The sequence below is a fragment of the Achromobacter aegrifaciens genome, assembly GCF_902859735.1.
GTDB lineage: Bacteria > Pseudomonadota > Gammaproteobacteria > Burkholderiales > Burkholderiaceae_B > Achromobacter > Achromobacter aegrifaciens.
Genome location: NZ_CADIJY010000002.1, coordinates 857,387 through 874,846 on the forward strand (window position 1 = coordinate 857,387; position 17,460 = coordinate 874,846).

17 protein-coding genes are annotated in these 17,460 nt (G+C 63.3%); 9 read left to right on the plus strand and 8 right to left on the minus strand.

Annotated elements, in window-relative coordinates:
• Positions 1-130: 130 nt before the first annotated feature.
• Positions 131-514: an I78 family peptidase inhibitor gene (locus tag HV766_RS09915; protein ID WP_054453798.1), complete on the plus strand. Its 384-nt coding sequence runs from the start codon at positions 131-133 to the stop codon at positions 512-514.
• A 63-nt stretch (positions 515-577) separates the two neighbouring features.
• Here HV766_RS09915 and HV766_RS09920 read toward each other — a convergent pair whose 3' ends face one another.
• Positions 578-1,366, minus strand: a complete 789-nt coding sequence (locus HV766_RS09920) for a phytanoyl-CoA dioxygenase family protein (RefSeq protein WP_254593304.1) — start codon at positions 1,364-1,366, stop codon at positions 578-580.
• A gap of 61 nt (positions 1,367-1,427) precedes the next feature.
• Here HV766_RS09920 and HV766_RS09925 point away from each other — a divergent pair, with 61 nt between their 5' ends.
• Positions 1,428-1,718: a hypothetical protein gene (locus HV766_RS09925; RefSeq protein WP_054453796.1), complete on the plus strand. Its 291-nt coding sequence runs from the start codon at positions 1,428-1,430 to the stop codon at positions 1,716-1,718.
• Between the two features lie 523 nt (positions 1,719-2,241).
• Here HV766_RS09925 and HV766_RS09930 read toward each other — a convergent pair.
• A complete protein-coding gene (locus HV766_RS09930; protein WP_254593305.1) occupies positions 2,242-2,988 on the minus strand; it encodes a lysozyme inhibitor LprI family protein in 747 nt (248 codons plus the stop codon).
• Between the two features lie 761 nt (positions 2,989-3,749).
• Here HV766_RS09930 and HV766_RS09935 point away from each other — a divergent pair.
• The 5 genes from HV766_RS09935 to HV766_RS09955 all read left to right on the plus strand — a co-directional run bounded on the left by HV766_RS09935 (position 3,750) and on the right by HV766_RS09955 (position 10,482).
• Positions 3,750-4,805: an RNA methyltransferase gene (locus HV766_RS09935; RefSeq protein ID WP_175181054.1), complete on the plus strand. Its 1,056-nt coding sequence runs from the start codon at positions 3,750-3,752 to the stop codon at positions 4,803-4,805.
• Positions 4,806-5,122: 317 nt separating this feature from the next.
• Entirely contained in the window at positions 5,123-5,635 is a 513-nt protein-coding gene (locus tag HV766_RS09940) for a sigma-70 family RNA polymerase sigma factor (RefSeq protein WP_054453792.1), read from the plus strand.
• A 4-nt stretch (positions 5,636-5,639) separates the two neighbouring features.
• Positions 5,640-6,650, plus strand: coding sequence for a FecR domain-containing protein (locus HV766_RS09945; RefSeq protein ID WP_175181055.1), 1,011 nt, complete (start codon positions 5,640-5,642; stop codon positions 6,648-6,650).
• 101 nt (positions 6,651-6,751) lie between these two features.
• Positions 6,752-9,283, plus strand: coding sequence for a TonB-dependent siderophore receptor (locus tag HV766_RS09950; protein WP_175181056.1), 2,532 nt, complete (start codon positions 6,752-6,754; stop codon positions 9,281-9,283).
• Positions 9,283-10,482, plus strand: a complete 1,200-nt coding sequence (locus tag HV766_RS09955) for a PepSY-associated TM helix domain-containing protein (RefSeq protein ID WP_217472150.1) — start codon at positions 9,283-9,285, stop codon at positions 10,480-10,482. The genes HV766_RS09950 and HV766_RS09955 overlap by 1 nt, the downstream gene beginning before the upstream one ends.
• A gap of 58 nt (positions 10,483-10,540) precedes the next feature.
• Here the strand turns inward: HV766_RS09955 and HV766_RS09960 are convergent, their stop codons facing one another.
• The 4 genes from HV766_RS09960 to HV766_RS09975 form a co-directional block, all read right to left on the minus strand.
• Positions 10,541-11,380, minus strand: coding sequence for a hypothetical protein (locus HV766_RS09960; protein WP_175181091.1), 840 nt, complete (start codon positions 11,378-11,380; stop codon positions 10,541-10,543).
• A 57-nt stretch (positions 11,381-11,437) separates the two neighbouring features.
• Entirely contained in the window at positions 11,438-12,049 is a 612-nt protein-coding gene (locus HV766_RS09965) for an LON peptidase substrate-binding domain-containing protein (protein WP_175181057.1), read from the minus strand.
• A 9-nt stretch (positions 12,050-12,058) separates the two neighbouring features.
• Positions 12,059-12,466, minus strand: coding sequence for a carboxymuconolactone decarboxylase family protein (locus tag HV766_RS09970; protein WP_119451941.1), 408 nt, complete (start codon positions 12,464-12,466; stop codon positions 12,059-12,061).
• A 106-nt stretch (positions 12,467-12,572) separates the two neighbouring features.
• Positions 12,573-12,917, minus strand: a complete 345-nt coding sequence (locus HV766_RS09975) for a GFA family protein (RefSeq protein ID WP_119451940.1) — start codon at positions 12,915-12,917, stop codon at positions 12,573-12,575.
• 89 nt (positions 12,918-13,006) lie between these two features.
• Here HV766_RS09975 and HV766_RS09980 point away from each other — a divergent pair, with 89 nt between their 5' ends.
• Together HV766_RS09980 and HV766_RS09985 are read left to right on the plus strand one after the other, a co-directional pair.
• Complete coding sequence (locus tag HV766_RS09980; RefSeq protein WP_088159572.1) at positions 13,007-13,435, plus strand: VOC family protein; 429 nt, start codon at positions 13,007-13,009, stop codon at positions 13,433-13,435.
• A gap of 46 nt (positions 13,436-13,481) precedes the next feature.
• Positions 13,482-14,921 (plus strand): MFS transporter, encoded by a 1,440-nt coding sequence (locus HV766_RS09985; protein ID WP_175181058.1) that lies wholly within the window; start codon positions 13,482-13,484, stop codon positions 14,919-14,921.
• 63 nt (positions 14,922-14,984) lie between these two features.
• Here the strand turns inward: HV766_RS09985 and HV766_RS09990 are convergent, their stop codons facing one another.
• Together HV766_RS09990 and HV766_RS09995 are read right to left on the minus strand one after the other, a co-directional pair.
• Positions 14,985-16,175, minus strand: a complete 1,191-nt coding sequence (locus HV766_RS09990; protein WP_175181059.1) for a M20 aminoacylase family protein — start codon at positions 16,173-16,175, stop codon at positions 14,985-14,987.
• A gap of 57 nt (positions 16,176-16,232) precedes the next feature.
• Positions 16,233-17,291: a Bug family tripartite tricarboxylate transporter substrate binding protein gene (locus tag HV766_RS09995; RefSeq protein WP_254593306.1), complete on the minus strand. Its 1,059-nt coding sequence runs from the start codon at positions 17,289-17,291 to the stop codon at positions 16,233-16,235.
• Between the last annotated feature and the right edge of the window lie 169 nt (positions 17,292-17,460).

The window sequence follows — 17,460 nt, forward strand, 5'->3', positions numbered from 1 at the left end:
AATGCAAAATTTGGATCATCGCGCCTGGGGTCAGGACTGCCGCGTGCAGCCCTGCCCCGGCCCAGGTCACAGCGCGCCCGCGCTGGTCTATCATGGCTTTTTTCAGACGTGTTGTTGTAAGGAGCGTTACATGATCCGAAAGCTGATCCCTTTCCTGCTGGTCGCCAGCCTGACCGCGTGCGCCAACACCGGCGCCCCGCGCTCATCCAGCTCGCCGGCGGCCTCCAGCTCCTCCGGCACCTCGTCTTCCGCTGATGCGGGGACCAGCTATGGCGGGTCTTCATACGGCGGGTCGTCCATGGGCGGCGGCAAGACCTGCGACGCCGCAGCCCTGCAATCCCAGATCGGCCAGAAAGCGACTGCTTCCGTCATGGAAGACCTGCGTACCCGCAGCGGAAGCGCCACCGCACGCATGCTGCGCCCGGGCCAACTGGTCACGATGGAGTACAACGCCACGCGCTTGAATTTGATCGTGGATGACAAGGACGTCATGACTGCGATTCGCTGCGGTTGATCGCAGATCTGGCTGGCGCGAAAGACTAGCGGTGGAGTCCGCAACCCCCGGCAGACCCCGCTCCTATCCGCTTGCGCGCAGACTGAAACGAGTCGTGGCCATCATCCTGATACGGCTGGACGAATTGACGGATGGGGTGTGCAGCACGCGCATATCCATCAAAAACACATCGCCAGCCCGTCCCGACATCTCGATGATCTTGGTGTCGGATGCGCTGAGCACAGCTTCGAGACCACCCGGCGTTTTCAACGATCCACGAAGCCTCCCAGCCGCTACACCCGCCACGCGATGAGAACGGGCCAGCGCCAAAGTCGCGCCCCCGTGCTCAATAACGTCGTCGATCAGATAGAACACCTGGATGCCGGGGACCTCGGCGCCGGATTTCGCAGCCAGGTCAACGTGCCAGTTCAGGCTGCGCAGAGACCATGGCCCCTGATGAGGCAAAGACAGCAAGGGCTGCGTGCCTTGGCCGGGTTGCGGGGCTCTGCCGGTCAGGCCAGCGATTGCGTTGCGAATTTCCGCCGTGTTCAGCGTTTCATCCAGATCCGCAATCTTCACCATCGAGGATAGCTTTGCGATCTGCTGAAACGGCGCCAAATTGTTCAGCGAACTGCCCAGACTTTTTCCGCCGGCCCAGACCTTGAGCCGCGATAGCTCTCGCAGAATGCGCTCCCGAAGCGGCGTAAGACAGCGCTTGGAATGTGCGCCGCTCAATCGCAAGTACCCTTCGCTATGGAAGAAGTCGAGCTCTGATTGATTGAGAGTTCTGCCTGTCATGTTCGAGACTTTCGTGGAACGGCTTCTGTCCAGACGGTCGTAAACGTCATTTCCAAACTCGATTTCGGGAGCCATCGTGGCGACTGACACTGAGCAACGTAAAATGTCAGGTCTCCAGCCTCTACTTGCTTTCCTTATGAACCTTGAACGACTACGCCGCGAATTTCCCGACTTCGACATAGCCACCCTGCCGCCCCTGCCCGAAGGGTATTTCGATACGTCGAGCTACATCGATGCCGCTCCCTCATTCGAGAACGAAGAGCGCAGCCTGAAAGTGTATGTCGACTACGCCAACTACGCCGACCGCGAATCCGGCAGAAGCCAGCGCTTCTGCGTTTCGCGCTACGACGAGGAAGCTGGCGACTACGAGGACGTCGCCCTGTCGACCAACGATTGGGCCGAAGTCTTGCGCTTTCTGAGCGCCTGAACACTTGCGACGGGGGTGATCGGATTCCACTCCGATTATCGGATGGTCGCCCCCGCGACCTCTTGCGTTGCCGTGGTCTTTCTTGATCAGCTCTTAGGTAGCGAACTGTAGGCTGACACCTTTTCTCGAAGCCCTAACGCTTCAGTTTTGTGAGGCAGGGTTCTTGAGTCGCCGGCGCCCGGACTGCGGGATTCCGATGCTCGCCCCGGTGGGGCTGCGCTTCGGATCCCTCCGCCCGGACACCGGCTCACGGCATCTGCCCATGAACGGTATCCAAAGCCAATGCATTAGGCGACTGCCAGCCGAGGACTCCAGAATCATCCGAAGCGCAGCCCCGCCGGGGCGAGCATCGGAATGACGCAGGGCAGCCTCGGCGGCTAAAGAACCCTGGCTGTAGGAGGCTTCTGGCCGAGAGCCGCCGGATCCGCTGCTGTGCGCCTCTTCTTCATCGGCATATCCATGATCTTTAGTCCTCATGATATGCCTCGCACACTACATCACGGATAGGCCCGGGCGCTTACCATCAACCGCCATAGCATTGCGCGTAAGTAAAGTCGACCAGGCGCTTGTCTGAGGCATCCTGTGGCGTGGACGGCTCTACTTGGAAATGCCCGAACATATCGTCGTTGCAGATCCTCACGTTCTTGCGCTGCGTACCTTCCTGCAATACGCAGGAGCCGCCAAAACTGTGATTACTCCCGGCGACGCCAACCGGTAGGTCAATCAGCCGGCTACAACCGATGATTCGGCCGTTTTGCTTCTGATACGACAACGATTGGTTGAACGATTCAACACGGGAGTTGGGATCACGAATCGACACTACATTAACGCACTCGCCGCTAACGGTTTGGTTGCCCGGCAGCTTGCAGTCCGAGTACACCTCGCCATTGGCAATATGTTCCTCATTACGAGCCAGCATGGCGATGCGGGTTATGTATGTTTGCTGCAGGCAGGCGCTGTCTTGACAAATATCACGAGCGTATTTAATCCAGTTGCGCTGTTCTTTCGCCAACTCTTTCTTGCCATAGGCATCGGTTGCGGCTAGTGCTGTTTCATAGGCCCCATGCAATTTTCCATCCAGCGCGGATGTCTCGGCATCGCTACAGATCAACCTTTCCGTAGCGCTCACGGCCTTGTTGCAATCAAAACTTGCAGCTTGGGAGCCAGTCCATAAAGTTGCAAGGCCCAACGTAAAGAGAAGCTTCATCGCAGGTGCATACAGCATCTTCAGTGCGTAAGCGGGTGGGCGTGTTGAATGCGGCTGGGTCATGATCCTTTCTTCTCAAGTTGTTTGTCGATGATGTCTTGCGTACAGCACAACACATCTCCCTCGTGACACGCCAAATCAGCTTAACCGAGCTAATGCACATCTCTGGTCTTGCAATCTTGTCGCTGTTAAAAAAGGTGTCAGACTACAATTTTGCAGCATCTGGCTAGCGTATTTGTAGTCTGACACCTTTATTCAAGGTAGGGTTCTTGAGCCGCCGGCGCCCGGACTGCGGGATTCCGATGCTCGCCCCGGTGGGGCTGCGCTTCGGATCCCTCCGCCCGGACACCGGCTCACGGCATCTGCCCATGAACGGCATCCAAAGCCAATGCATTAGGCGACTGCCAGCCGAGGACCCCGGAGTCATCCGAAGCGCAGCCCCGCCGGGGCGAGCATCGGAATGACGCAGGGCAGCCTCGGCGTCTAAAGAACCCTGGCTGTAGGAGTCCATTGAAGATGCAAGTTTGCTCAATGGACTTGAAAGGTAACAAATGTGTATAGGCTTGCCCCGCGCTCATCTCGCGTTGCGGCACTGTGCTGCTCGGGGACCCTGATGACTGTCGGCTTCTGGCCGAGAGCCGCCGGATCCGAATGACCTTTCTCGACCCATTGCTGTCAGTCAAATATCTCCATGCCAGCATAGGGATACTCACGGCACTGCTTCAGCTCTTTTATCGCCTAGGGTGAGACACAGCCATAACTGTCCAAGCTCAAGGTAAGCGCCCTTTCTCCATTTTCCGGGCGCAAGGTAAAATCCGCCCCCCATGCGCTATTCCGACTTCGACCAACGCCTCGCCGCTCTCGGCGCCCTGCCCGTCCATCGCGGCCGGCTCCTGCGCGTCTGGCTGCAAGGGCAAGCGCTCGACACCGGCACGCGACGTCGGAGCGCCGAACACTTCCTGCCTCTTGCGCTACGCGACGCCGTCCCCGCCTTGACGGCGGAACTGGACGCCCTTGCCCGCGTCCGCTCCGAACACGCCGGCAACGACGGCTCGCGCTTGCTGGTCGAGCTCGCGGACGGGCAGATGGTGGAAAGCGTCCTGTTGCCGCGCGACGGGCTCTGCGTCTCCACCCAGGTCGGCTGCGCGGTCGGCTGCCGCTTCTGTATGACCGGCAAGAGCGGCCTGATCCGCCAGGTCACGAGCATGGAAATCCTCGCCCAGGTCGTGCTGGCGCGGCGTCAGCGCGCGGTGAAGAAAGTCGTCTTCATGGGCATGGGTGAACCGGCGCATAACCTCGAGAACGTGCTCGAAGCCATCGACCTGCTCGGCACCGAAGGCAATATCGGCCACAAGAATCTGGTGTTCTCCACCGTGGGCGACTTGCGCGTATTCGAGGCCCTGCCGCAGCAACGCGTCAAGCCCGCGCTGGCGTTGTCGCTGCACACAACCAAGGCCGATCTGCGTGTGCACCTTCTGCCACGCGCATCGAAAATTGCGCCTGAGGAACTGATAGAACTGGGCGAGAAATACGCTCGCGACACCGATTATCCAATCCAGTATCAGTGGACGCTGCTCAAGGGCATCAACGACGGCGACGACGAGCTCGATGCGGTCGTGCGTCTGCTGAAGGGCAAGTATGGGGTGCTCAACGTCATTCCCTTCAATAGTCTCGAAGGGGATGATTACCAGCGCCCCGATACCGAGCGCATCCGCGAGATCGTCCGTAATCTGCAAAGCCGTGGCGTGCTGACCAAGGTCAGGAATAGCGCCGGGCAGGATGTGGATGGGGGCTGTGGGCAGTTGCGCGCTCGGGCCGTTGGCGCGGCGCAGGTAGTCGAATTGCGCAGAAAGCGCAGTGCAAAGGCAGAAATAGCCTAGCTCAGGACTATCCGCCGCTGGCGTGGGCAACCTTTTCGAGAAAATTGATCTCGGCCCGCCGCGGACTTCTACGTTGTCGCGTTTGCCGCGAAAGCGGCAATGTGCAGCCAGGCCCCCCATAGCGACAAAAAAATAAAGAACGTGGTCCTTGCGACGCTCCATTTGCGTGCGTTCGCGCGCGAGCCCCGGGTGGCGAAGCCGCCGGCTTGGAACGAGCCCCCGCACCCGTCCGATGGCCGGGTTGCCGAATTGATTAGCTGTCTATGTATAATGCGATCAATTCTCATTTGATTCGTTTGCTTCCACATTCCGTCCTCATGCCAGCCCAGGATCTACCTATAACCGATGATTTGGCGGGACTGTATGTCGAGCACGGCAAGTGGCTTCAGGGATGGCTGCGCAAGCGCGTCGGCGACACTTTCGCGGCAGCCGACCTGGCGCAGGACACTTTTCTAAGCCTGCTGGACCGCAAGACCGCGGCTATCGAGATCCGGGAGCCGCGTCCGTTTCTGGCGACGGTTGCCCGGCGGCTCCTCGCACACCGCCACCGCCGGCAGTTGCTTGAAACCGCTTATCTCGAGGCTCTCGCCTGCCTGCCGGAAGAAGTCGCTCCCTCGCCGGAAGCACAGTTGATGGCCGTCGAGAGCCTGCAGCAGATCGACCGCGTGCTCGATGGCCTGCCTCCCAAGGTTCGAGAAGCCTTTCTGTTGGCGCACCTGGTCGAACTGAGCTACGCCGAAATCGCCGAACGGTTGGGGACTTCGACCAGTTCAGTCAAGCAGTATCTGACCAGGGCCAACCGCGAATGCATGTTCGCGCTGGCGACCTGAATTCATGGCCTCTCATAGAGACACGCTAACCCTGCCTGGCGGCCGCGTCATCAGCCGGGCTACTGCGAACGCTGCGGCGGACTGGCTCACGCTGCTGATGTCCGGGGAGGCTGGCGATGAACAGCAACGCCAATGGCGCCAATGGCGCCAGGCACATGTCGATCATGAGGCCGCTTGGCAACATGTCGAATCTGTCACGGGCCGGATGAAATCACTGGAGCGTGCTCCGGCTTACGCGGCCCTGTCGTCGTACGCCACGACCGATCAGCCCTCCTCCGCCGCCCGCCGGCGGGTCACCCGAATGCTTCTGTGGGGGGGAATGGCCACCAGCGCCGGGTTGCTCGCTTCGCGCACTGACACCTGGCAGGCCCGCACGGCCGACTACCGCAGCAACACGGGTGAGCAACGCGAAGTCACGCTGGACGACGGCACCCGGCTGACGCTGAACACGGATAGCGCGGCAAATGTGCGCTTTGATGCGGACCAGCGCCGAATCTTGCTGATGGCGGGCGAGATCATGGTTGCGACTCGACACGGGCCGGGGATGGCCGATCCGCGGCCACTTTCGGTAGTGACCGCCGAGGGCAGCATCCGTTCGCTGGGTACACGATTCACTGTACGGCAGCGCGCTGGACAGACCAGTGTGGCGGTTCTGGAAAGCGCCGTGGAAGTCTCTCCCCGCGCCGGCTCCGGCGCGAGTGTGCTGCACGCCGGCCAGCAGACCCAGTTCAGCCGCGATGCTGTTGGGGCGCCGCGCGCGATCAATGAGCAGGCGGATGCATGGGCGCGGGGTCAGTTGGTGGCGGACGAGCAGCGGCTGGGCGACTTCGCTGCCGAACTGGATCGCTATCGGCGGGGCGTACTGCGCGTCGATCCGCAAATCGCGAATCTGCGGCTTTCGGGTGTCTTTCCATTGGCGGACACGGACAGGATCCTGGCTACGCTGCCCAGCGTGCTGCCGGTACGCGTGCAATGGCGCACCCGTTACTGGGCGACGATCGTACCGGCCGATTGAGGCCCGAAAAAAATTTTTCGAATTGACTGCCCGATTGGCATGTTCGCGGCACCTACCTAGGAAGGACCGGGATTTTCGGAGGTCCAATCCAGAGGAAGAACATGCCGAACCTGCACCGCGCCCACGATTCGGAGCGCCCTTACCCATCGTCTACTGCGCTTGCCGCCCTGACGCTGACCGCCGCCCTCGCGGCCGGCGTTCCGGCCGCCGTGCTGGCGCAAGGCGCCGCGCTTCCCGCAGCAGGGACCGCCGCGGTCGAATTCAGGATTGCCGCCGGGCCGCTGGCGCCCGCTTTGCGTCAGTTGGCCAGCACGGCCAACATCATGTTGACCTTTACCGCCGAGCAAACCCAGGGCAAGCGCACGGCCGGCGTGAGCGGCCGCCATCCCGCCGCGGGCGCGCTGAGCCTTCTGCTTGCCGGCAGCGGCCTGCGGGCCGTGCAACTGGACAATGGCGCGTACGTGCTGCAAGTCGACGAGACGCTCTCGTCCGCTGCGTCCGACGCCGCCACGCTGCCCATGGTTACAGTAACCGGAACATCGGTAGCGGACGGCACTACCGAGGGCACGGACTCGTACACCACCAGCAGCATGGCCACGGCCACCCGGCTCAACCTGTCCATGCGCGAGACACCGCAGTCGGTCACCGTCATTACCAACGAACGCATCAAGGATCAGAACCTGCAGACGATCAACGATGTGGTGCAGGCTGCCCCCGGTCTGACGTACCGGCGCTTCGGCCCGGAGCGCGCCTCCTTTTATGCGCGCGGCATGTATGTGGACAACATCATGTTCGACGGTCTGCCCGTGAGCCTGGACAGCTCCAACCTGTCGCAGGACCTGCTGTCCACCGACATGGCTATTTATGACCGCGTGGAGATCGTGCGTGGCGCCACCGGGCTGGTGCAGGGTGCAGGGAATCCGTCGGCTGCGATCAATCTGGTGCGCAAGCGGCCGACCGATGTGCCGCAGGTATCCGCCGACGTGAGCGCCGGCAGTTGGGACCACTATAGAGCCCAGCTGGACGCCTCTGGTCCGCTATCGGAGGACGGCAGTCTACGCGGCCGCGCCGTGATCGCCACTCAGGACTACGGAAGCTACAAGCGTGGCGAAAACAGCAGCGGCCAGACGTTTTACGGGATCCTGGAAAAGGACTTGACTGCGTCCACCACGCTCACGCTCAGCGCGTTGCACCAAGAGAACAGGTTGCATGGCAATGGCTTTACCGGCTTGCCCGTGGCCCGCGACGGTAGCGATCTGGATCTGCCTCGATCCACCTCGTATGCCAATGACTGGGAACATTGGAACAAGAACACCACTTCGGCGTTCGTGGGACTCGACCACCGATTCGAAAATGGCTGGCGTACGCATCTCTCGGCCTACTACGCGCAGGCCGAGCTCGACATGCTGGGCCATTACCTCAATTACAACTTCAGCACCGCAAAATACCGCCAACTAGGCGCGCGCAACGCCCATACGGAAAAGCAGAGCAGCGTGGACCTGTATGCCAACGGTCCCTTTCAATTGCTTGGCCGCACGCATGAACTGGTACTGGGCGCCAGCTACCGCAACATCGATTTCGACGGCAACAGCCGTCAAGGCGTGGTTCTCTACGACAACCTCGATCTCTACGACTTCGATCCGAGTGCCGTCGCCAATCCCAACATCCCGCTGCGCGACTGGATGGACGCCGACATCACCCAGCAAAGCTTATACGCCACGACCCGCCTGAACCTGGCCGACCGGCTGAAACTGATACTGGGCGGACGGTTGGACTGGTTCGACTACAACGACACCGTCAACACGTATCCCAGCTTTACCTCCAATACGCCATCCGTCAGCGCGCATAACCGATACCGCATCAATAACCAACTGACAAAGTACGCCGGCATCGTCTACGACTTGAACGACCAGCACTCCGTCTACGCCAGCTACACGGACATCTTCAAGCCTCAGAATTACATGGACGCCAGCAACAATCTGCTGGATCCGGTGATCGGTCAAAACTATGAAATCGGTATCAAAGGCGAATACTTCAATGGCGCGCTGAATGCCTCGGCAGCATTGTTCCGCATGGACCAGAAAAACCGCGCCTTCCGCAGCACCGATCAGACCCAATGCGCCGGTTACCCGACTGTCGCCTGCTATTCGGCCGCCGGCGAAGTACGCAGCCAGGGCGTGGAATTCGAATTGCAGGGCGCCATCACCCCCAACTGGCAAGTGAGCCTGGGCTACACGGTGGCCATCGCGCGTTATCGCAAGGATGCGAACCCCGACAATGTGGGCGAGCTGTTCGACACCGACACGCCGCGACACCTGTTCAAGCTGTCGACCATGTACCGGCTGTCTGGCGCTTTGCAAGGCTGGCGCATCGGCGGCTCGGTCTACCGCCAGGGCTCCATCTACAACCAGGGCACCACGAGCGGCGTTCCCTTCCGTATCAGCCAGGACGCCTACACCCTGGCCGACCTGGTAGTGGGCTGGCAGGCGACGCCGAAGCTGGATGTACAGCTCAACATCAATAATGTCTTTGACAAGAAGTACTACAACGCGCTGTCCGGCAATGTGGGCTTTCCGAGCAATGTCTATGGCGAGCCGCGCAGTGTGACGCTGTCGGCACGCTACCAATTCTGATGCGCGGCGGCATGCGTGGCGCGATGGTGGTGCTGCATCGCTGGTGCGGCCTGTTCATCGCGGGTTTCCTGTTCGTCGCCGGCTTGACCGGCGCGCTGATCGCATGGAATCACGAACTCGACGAGTGGGCTAACCCCAACCTGTACGTGGCCGCCTCCGGTGCGGCAGCCAGTGCGCTTGCTCCCTTGGAGTTGGCGCGCCGGGTCGAGGCGGCTGACCCGCGCCTGCGCGTCAGCTTTGTCCCGCTGACGCTGGAGCCTGGCCACACTGCGATGCTGGGTGTCGCCGCGCGCATCGATCCCGCTACCGCAGCGCCCTACGTCCTCGGCTTCAATCAACTGGCCGTGGATCCTGCCACCGGCCAGGTCCAGGGGCAGCGGCAGTGGGGCCAGATATCGCTGTCGCGCGAGAACTTGCTGCCCTTTCTTTACAAGCTGCACTACACCCTGCACATCCCCAAAGGCTGGGGAATCGAATTCGGGGTGTGGCTGATGGGGGTGGTGTCGGCGGTCTGGATCATCGACAGTTTCCTGGCACTCTGTATCTCATTTCCCAATGTGCGCAGTTGGCGCAAGTCGCTGAGCTTCCGGCTGCGCCAGGGCGGCGTCAAACTCAATTTCGACGTGCATCGCTCGGGTGGCGTATGGGTATGGGGTCTGCTGCTGATGCTGGCCGTGACCTCGGTGTCGCTGAACCTGGGAACGCAAGTGATGCAGCCGCTCGTGTCGGTTTTCTCGCCGATCACGCCCTCGCCATTTCAGTCACGCCAGGGCAGTCGCGAGCGGGAACTGACCGACCCGCTGTTGCGTCGAGAGCAGGCTATCGCCGTAGCCGAGGCCGAAGGCAGCCGTCGAGGCTGGACTGCCCCCGCCGGGTCTCTTTTCTATGCGCAGCGCTTCGGCATTTATGGCGTGACGTTCTACACGCCGGAAGACGACCGGGATGAGAACGGCATGGGGAACAACGTGCTTTACCTGGACGGCGACACCGGTACGATCGTCGGCGAAAGAGTGCCGGGCCAAGGCACCTGGGGCGATGTGTTCATGCAGGCGCAATTGCCGCTGCACTCCGGCCGGCTGCTGGGCATGCCGGGGCGCGTGTTGATTTCGTTCATGGGGATTTTTGTTGCGACGCTGAGCGTGACTGGATTGGTGATCTGGGTGCGCAAACGGCGGGCACGGACAGGAAGGCCCGTCTAGCCTTGGTCGTTTCGCACATTAAGCAAAGCAAGCGCTTGGCAATTAGCGTCCGCCCTTCTTAATCATCGCCTCCCCCCGCCGCATTCCTGGCCTCGGCCAACGCCACCGTCAAATGCATCACCTTCTTCTTAAGCTGATCCCTCTCATCCGTCAGCCGAGTCAGCAATTCGCGTAACCGCGCCACCTCGGCCGGCAAATCCGCAATATTCTCGATAGGAATATCCGGCACAGCCTCCCGAGGCGGCGGGGCCTTGGCCTGGCGGACTTCGCGGGCTGCCTGCTGCAACTCCTTCCTGCCGCCAGCCACGGCCGCAGCCTGTCGCTCCGGCGGCAACGTCGCGACCGCCGCCGCAGCGTTAATCGAGATAGCCCCATCCTTCACCGCCCGCACCAGTTCCGGCGCCGCAGCCTTCTGTATCTTCTCGATCTGCCCCAAGGTATTGCTGCTGATACGCGCAGCCCGAGCCAGAGCCTGGCGGCTCAGCGCCTGCGACACGACTGCGGCCGGCAGCGGCGGCGGTTCGCCGGAGTCTTCGTCCCAGGGCGGATCGTCGGGCGCGGGCGCAGCCGCGGTGCGCGCCTGCAGGATTTCCTTCTTGCGCAGCGCCAGCACCCCACGCTGGAAATCCGACACGCTGCGCCGGCCCAGGTGGTTTTCGATCATCCAGAGGTGCACATCCTCGATGGATTTGAACGAGGTGTTCTGGCGGGTTTCGAAGGGGATGCCGTGCTTCATGCACAGGGCATGGCGGTTGTGGCCGTCGACCAGCAGATCGCCCCATAGCACCAGGGCGTCGCGGCAGCCTTCGGCGAGCAGGCTGCGTTCCAGCGCCTCGCGCTCGTCGTCGGTCAAGGGGTCTATGTAGGCGCGCAGGCCCTCGTCTATCCTGATTTCCATGGTGTCCAAATACGGTTACGCCCAGCCTGATACCTATACGAAGCCCTGGCATCTGTCCTAAGCCAGCCCCTGCCCCCGCAGCACGTCCTGGATCGCCGCCAGGCGCGCCACCGGATCGGTCATGGCGAGCAAGGCGGCCTTGTCGTCGGGCGGCAGCGGCAGCAGTTCGCACCAGCGGTCGGCGACCCAGCCGCTGTCATCCAGCCGGAACGGCGGGCCCAGGGGCATTCTTTCGGGGGACACGCCATCTTGCTGCCAATGGGCCACCAGGCGTCCCAGCGCGTCGGCGCTGGGCTGCATGGCGGCCGGCACGGACGCGGGCGGGTCGTCGGGGATGGGCTCGGCCTGGCCCATCCAAAGGCCGTATTTTGCCACCTCGCTGGAAAGCAGCCGGAAGCGGCTGGTGCCGACGCAGCGCAGTTCCAGCAGGGCCGGCATGGGCGCGTCCCAGTCTGCGATGCGCGCCATGGTGCCGACGGGGGCCAGGGTCTCCGTGCCTTCGGGGGTGCGGACCTCCTGGCCCGACAACAGGCCGACCACGCCGAATTCGCTGCCGTCCGCGATGCAGCGGCGGATCATGTCCAGGTAGCGCACCTCGAAGATGCGCAGGTGCAGCACGCCTGCGGGGAACAGCGCGTTGGATAGCGGAAACAGCGGGATCAGAGACATGGCGGCCTCCTATTTCACGATGAATGCCTCGTCGACGGGCACCTGCATGGCGGTGACCATGGCATTGGTCTGCGCGGCCATGCCTATTACGCCCAGCAGTTCGGCATGCTGGCCGTCGGTCATGCCCTTGGCGCGGGCGGCGGCGGTGTGGGAATGGATGCAGTAGGTGCAGCCGTTGGCGGTGGACACGGCGATGTAGATCATTTCGCGCATCAGGGGAGAGAGTTCGCCGTCCGCCATCATGACCTGCTTGAGCTGGCCCCAGACCCGCTCCAGCTGCGGCGGATCGTTAGCCAGGGCGCGCCAGAAGTTATTGACGAAATCCGACTTGCGCGTGGCGCGGATGTCTTCGAACACGGCCCAGGCCTGCGGGTTTTTGCGGACGTCGTCGTCGGACAGCAGTTTTACGGTGCTCATGCGGCGCTTCCCTGAAAACTCGTTCAATTCGATGAAAAGACATGTCACGCGCTAGCCATATCGCGCGGCGCGCGCTTGCCCTATGATGTAGCGCGGTTCGCGGCGCTCAGACGCTGCGGCCGTCGTACGGGATGCGGGGCCAGGCGTTCAGATCCACGTTTTCCAGGCAGCGCACGTTTATCGCTGCTGTCTCTTCGCCCTTGGCGCCCACGCCGAAGCCGAATGGCGCGCAGCCGCAATTGGCGCAGAAGTGGTGTGAAATCACGTGCTTGTTGAACCGGTAGGTCGACATGGCGCTGGCGGGCGTGGCAAGGCGCACGCTGGCGCGGGGCACGAACCACAGCAGATAGCCTTTGCGGCTGCAGTGCGAGCAATTGCATTCCAGTACCTGGGACGGTTCGCCATCGACTTCGAACGCGATCTGTCCGCAATGGCAGCTTCCTTTCAGCATGGCCGGGCTCCTTTGTACGTGGGGTCAGGCTTCCATCATAGAGCGGCGCCGCCCTCCTGGCACCGTCCGTTCGTCACCCTGGAGACATCATGCCCCAACTATCCGCCTACCTCAGCTTTGACGGCAATTGCGCCGAGGCCATGCACTTCTACGAGCGCGTGCTGGGCGGGCGGATGGAGGCCATGATCCGCTATGCGGACGCCCCGCCCGACGCCGCCATGCCGGTCTTGTCGGACGAAGACGCCGGCCGTATCATGCACGCCCGCCTGGGCCTGGACGAGCAGACCCTGATGGGCAGCGACGCGACCGCCGGGCATCCCTATCCCGGCAAGCAAGGCGTGGCGCTGTCGCTGGCCTATCCCACGGTCTCGGACGCGCAACGCGTCTTCGACCTGCTGGCCGACGGCGGCAGCATCACCATGCCCTTGCAGAAGACCTTCTGGGCCGAGGCCCATGGCTCGCTGATAGACCGCTACGGCACGCGCTGGATGGTCAGTGGCGGGCGCGTTTCCCACTAGAAAAGCAACGCGGCGGATCGAACCGCCATCCACGGAGCAACAACTGATGACGCATGGAATACATGGCAAGCAACGCTGGTGGGCGCTGATGGTGCTTTGCCTGGGCGTGTTGATGATCGTGCTGGACACCACCATCGTGAACGTCGCCCTGCCCTCCATCCGCGAAGACCTGCATTTCACCGAGACCTCGCTGGTGTGGGTGGTGAACGCCTACATGCTGACCTTCGGCGGCTTCCTGCTGCTGGGCGGACGGCTGGGCGACCTGCTGGGGCACCGCCGCATGTTCCTGGCGGGCCTGGTGGTCTTCACGATTGCCTCGCTGGCCTGTGGCCTGGCGCAGAACCAGGCCCTGCTGATCGGCGCGCGCGCGGCGCAGGGGCTGGGCGGCGCGGTGGTGTCGGCGGTGTCGCTGTCGCTCATCATGAACCTGTTCACCGAAACCGGGGAACGGGCGCGCGCCATGGGCGTGTATGGCTTTGTCTGCGCGGGCGGAGGCAGCATCGGCGTGCTGCTGGGCGGGCTGCTGACCAGCGCGCTGTCCTGGCACTGGATCTTCCTGGTGAACCTGCCCATCGGCGTGGTGGTCTATGCGCTGTGCCTGCGGCTGATTCCGGCCGCACCGCCTGCCGCCGCCGGCGCCCGGCTGGACGTGGCCGGCGCGCTGAGCGTCACCGCCTCGCTGATGCTGGCGGTGTATGCGGTGGTCAACGGCAACGAGGCCGGCTGGACCTCGACGCAATCGTTGACCCTGTTGGGCGCGGCAGCCGCGCTGATGGCGCTGTTCCTGACGATCGAAGCGCGGGTGGAATCCCCGCTGATGCCGCTGGGGCTGTTCCGCCTGCGCAACGTGGCCACGGCCAACGTCGTCGGCGTGCTGTGGGCCGCGGCCATGTTCGCGTGGTTCTTCGTGTCGGCGCTGTACATGCAGCTGGTGCTGGGCTACAGCCCCATGGAGGTCGGCCTGGCCTTTCTGCCGGCCAATCTCATCATGGCGGCGTTCTCGCTGGGGCTGTCGGCCAAGCTGGTGATGCGCTTTGGTATCCGCGGGCCGTTGGCCACGGGTTTGTTCATTGCCGCGCTGGGGCTGGCCTTGTTCGCGCGCGCGCCGGCGGACGGCAGCTTCGCCGTCGATGTCCTGCCAGCCATGCTGCTGCTGGGCCTGGGCGCGGGCGTGGCCTTCAACCCGATGCTGCTGGCCGCGATGAGCGATGTGGAGCCCAGCCAGTCCGGCCTGGCGTCCGGCGTAGTCAACACAGCTTTCATGATGGGCGGCGCGCTAGGTCTGGCGGTGCTGGCCAGCCTGGCCGCAGCGCGTACCGCGGGGTTGGCAGCGGCTGGCGCGGCGCCGACCCTGGCGCTGAATGGCGGCTATCAGCTGACCTTCCTGGCGGGCGCCCTGATTGCAGGGCTGGCCGCTACGCTCAGCGCGCTGCTGGTGCGCACACGTAACCACGAACTGTCGGTCCAGGCCGGTTCGTCGCACTGACGCGGGATAGTCGCGGCGCGCGGGCGGCAGGCGCTGTCCTGTCCGCCCGCGCCGCCATTGCCGCTACTTGCGCGGCATCCAGTTCTCAGCCAGCTTCACGAAGGCGCTCGCGCCGATCGGCAGCAATGCGTCGTTGAAGTCATAGCTGGTGTTGTGGACCAGGCACGGGCCTTCGCCGTGGCCGGGTTCACGGTGGTCGCCTTCGCCGTTGCCGATGAAGCAATAGCTGCCGGGCACCTCTTCCAGCATGAAGGAAAAGTCCTCGGCCGCCATGATGGGCGCCTGCACCAGCACGCGTTGCTGCCCTACCACCTGGGTCAGCGCGTTGCGCATGAAGGCGGTCTCGGCTTCGTGGTTGATGGTCGAGGGATAGTGCCGCGTGAAGACAAATTCGCATTGCGCGCCGAACATGCCGGCCACGTGCTGCGCGATCTCGCCCATGCGGCGCTCGATCAGGTCCAGGGTTTCGCGGGTATAGGCGCGCACCGTGCCGCGCAGTTCGCAGGTGTCGGGGATGACGTTGACCACGCCGCCCGCCTGCACCGTCGTCACCGAGATGACCGCCGTCTCCAGCGGCTTCTTGTTGCGGCTGATGATGGTCTGGAAGGCCTCGATCATCTGCGCCGCCGCAGGAATGGGATCGATGGACAGGTGCGGCATGGCCGCGTGGCCGCCCTTGCCGCGCACGGTCACGTGGAATTCGCTGTTGGACGCCAGCACCGGCCCCGCGGACGAGGCGAAGCAGCCCACCGGAATGCCGGGCATGTTGTGCATGCCGAAGACCGCTTCCATGGGGAATTTCTCGAACAGGCCGTCGCGCATCATCTCGCGCGCGCCGCCGCCGCGCTCTTCGGCGGGCTGGAAGATCAGGTACACGGTCCCATCGAAGTTGCGATGGTGCGCCAGATGCTGGGCCGCGCCCAGCAGCATGGCGGTATGGCCGTCATGGCCGCAGGCGTGCATCACGCCGGGATGCTTGCTGGCGTGGCTGAACTGGTTGACCTCGTGCATGGGCAACGCGTCCATGTCGGCGCGCAGGCCCAGCGTACGCCCGGAGTCGCCATTGCGGATCACGCCCACCAGCCCGGTCTTGCCGAAGCCGCGATGCACCGGGATGCCCCAGCTTTCCAGCAGCTGGGCCACCAGGTCGGAAGTGCGGTTCTCTTCGAACGCCAGCTCCGGATGCGCATGGATGTCCCTGCGGATGTCGCGGATGGACGGGGAGTTTTCAACAATCTCTTCGATCAGGTTCATAAGCTGCTGCGGGCCCCGCAAGCGGAGCCCCGAATACCAGGGTTGGAAGTAGGAAGTTCAATCGGGCTTGATGCCCAGCTTGCGCAGCACGGGACCGGAAGTGTCCCGCTCGGTTGCGACGCGCTGGGCGAAGGCCGCCGCCGCCAGATGGTACGGCAAGGAGCCGTGGCTGGCGTACATCTGCTTGAGCGCGCCGTCCTGCTGCGCGCGGCCGATTTCTTCGTTGAGCCGCTGCACGATGCCGTCCGGCGTGCCGGCGCGCGCGGCCACGCCCAGCCACACCGCGCCCTCGAAGCCGCGGAAGTTGCTGGCGGCCAGCGTGGGCGTCTTGCCGAAGGCAGCGTCGGGCACGGTCTCGCTCATTGCCAGCGCGCGCAGGCGGCCGTCCTTGACCATGGGCTCGACCAGCGCGGTGCCGGCGAAATAGATTTCGGTATCGCCCGCCAGCACCGAATTCAGCGCGGCAGTGCCGGTTTTGAATGGGACGTGCAGGATGTCCACGCCTGCCTGTTCACGCAGCATTTCGAACAGCACGTGGGGCGGGCTGCCGTTGCCCGAGGACGCGTAGTTCAGGCGGCCAGGCTTCTGGCGCGCCAGCGCCAGCAGTTGATCCAGGGATTTGGCCTCCAATTTGTCGTTGACGGTCAATGCCATGGGGATGACCGCCAGCGGGCTGACCGGCTGCAGGTCGCGCGCCGGATCGTAGGTCAGGGCCGGAAAAATGTAGGGGTTCCACACCAGGTGCGCGTTGGTGACCAGGGCCAGCGTGTGGCCGTCGGCCGGCGCGGACTTGAGCTGCTGCATGGCCAGCATGCCGCCGGCGCCGGGTTTGTTTTCGACCACGACGGGCTGGCCCAGGGCGCGGTGCAGGCGTTCGGCCAAGGGCCGCGCGAACAGGTCCGGCAGGCTGCCAGGACCGCCATTGACCAGCAGGGTCACCGGCCGCGACGGCCAGGTTTCCGCGCTGGCTGCAGGGCCGGCAACCAGTGCGGCTACCGTCGCCACGCAGGCCGCAACATGACGCAGAACCGGGCGCAACAAGGGCCGCCGGGCGGATGTTTCGGGCAGGTTGCGGGTGCGTGGGCCGGTGCGCCGGACGTCGTGTAGCCGTATCACTGTGCTTGTCTCCTGGGTGCGCCAGCCGCCGGCTGATTACCGGTCGTAGTCTCGACGCTTTTTTCTACGATAAGCAGCATAAATCTCGGCGTCAATAATTTTTATCGAGATTTTTTAAAGCCAGTGATAAAGTAGCTCCCATGTCAGACGGCGCCACCCTCCCCCCGCT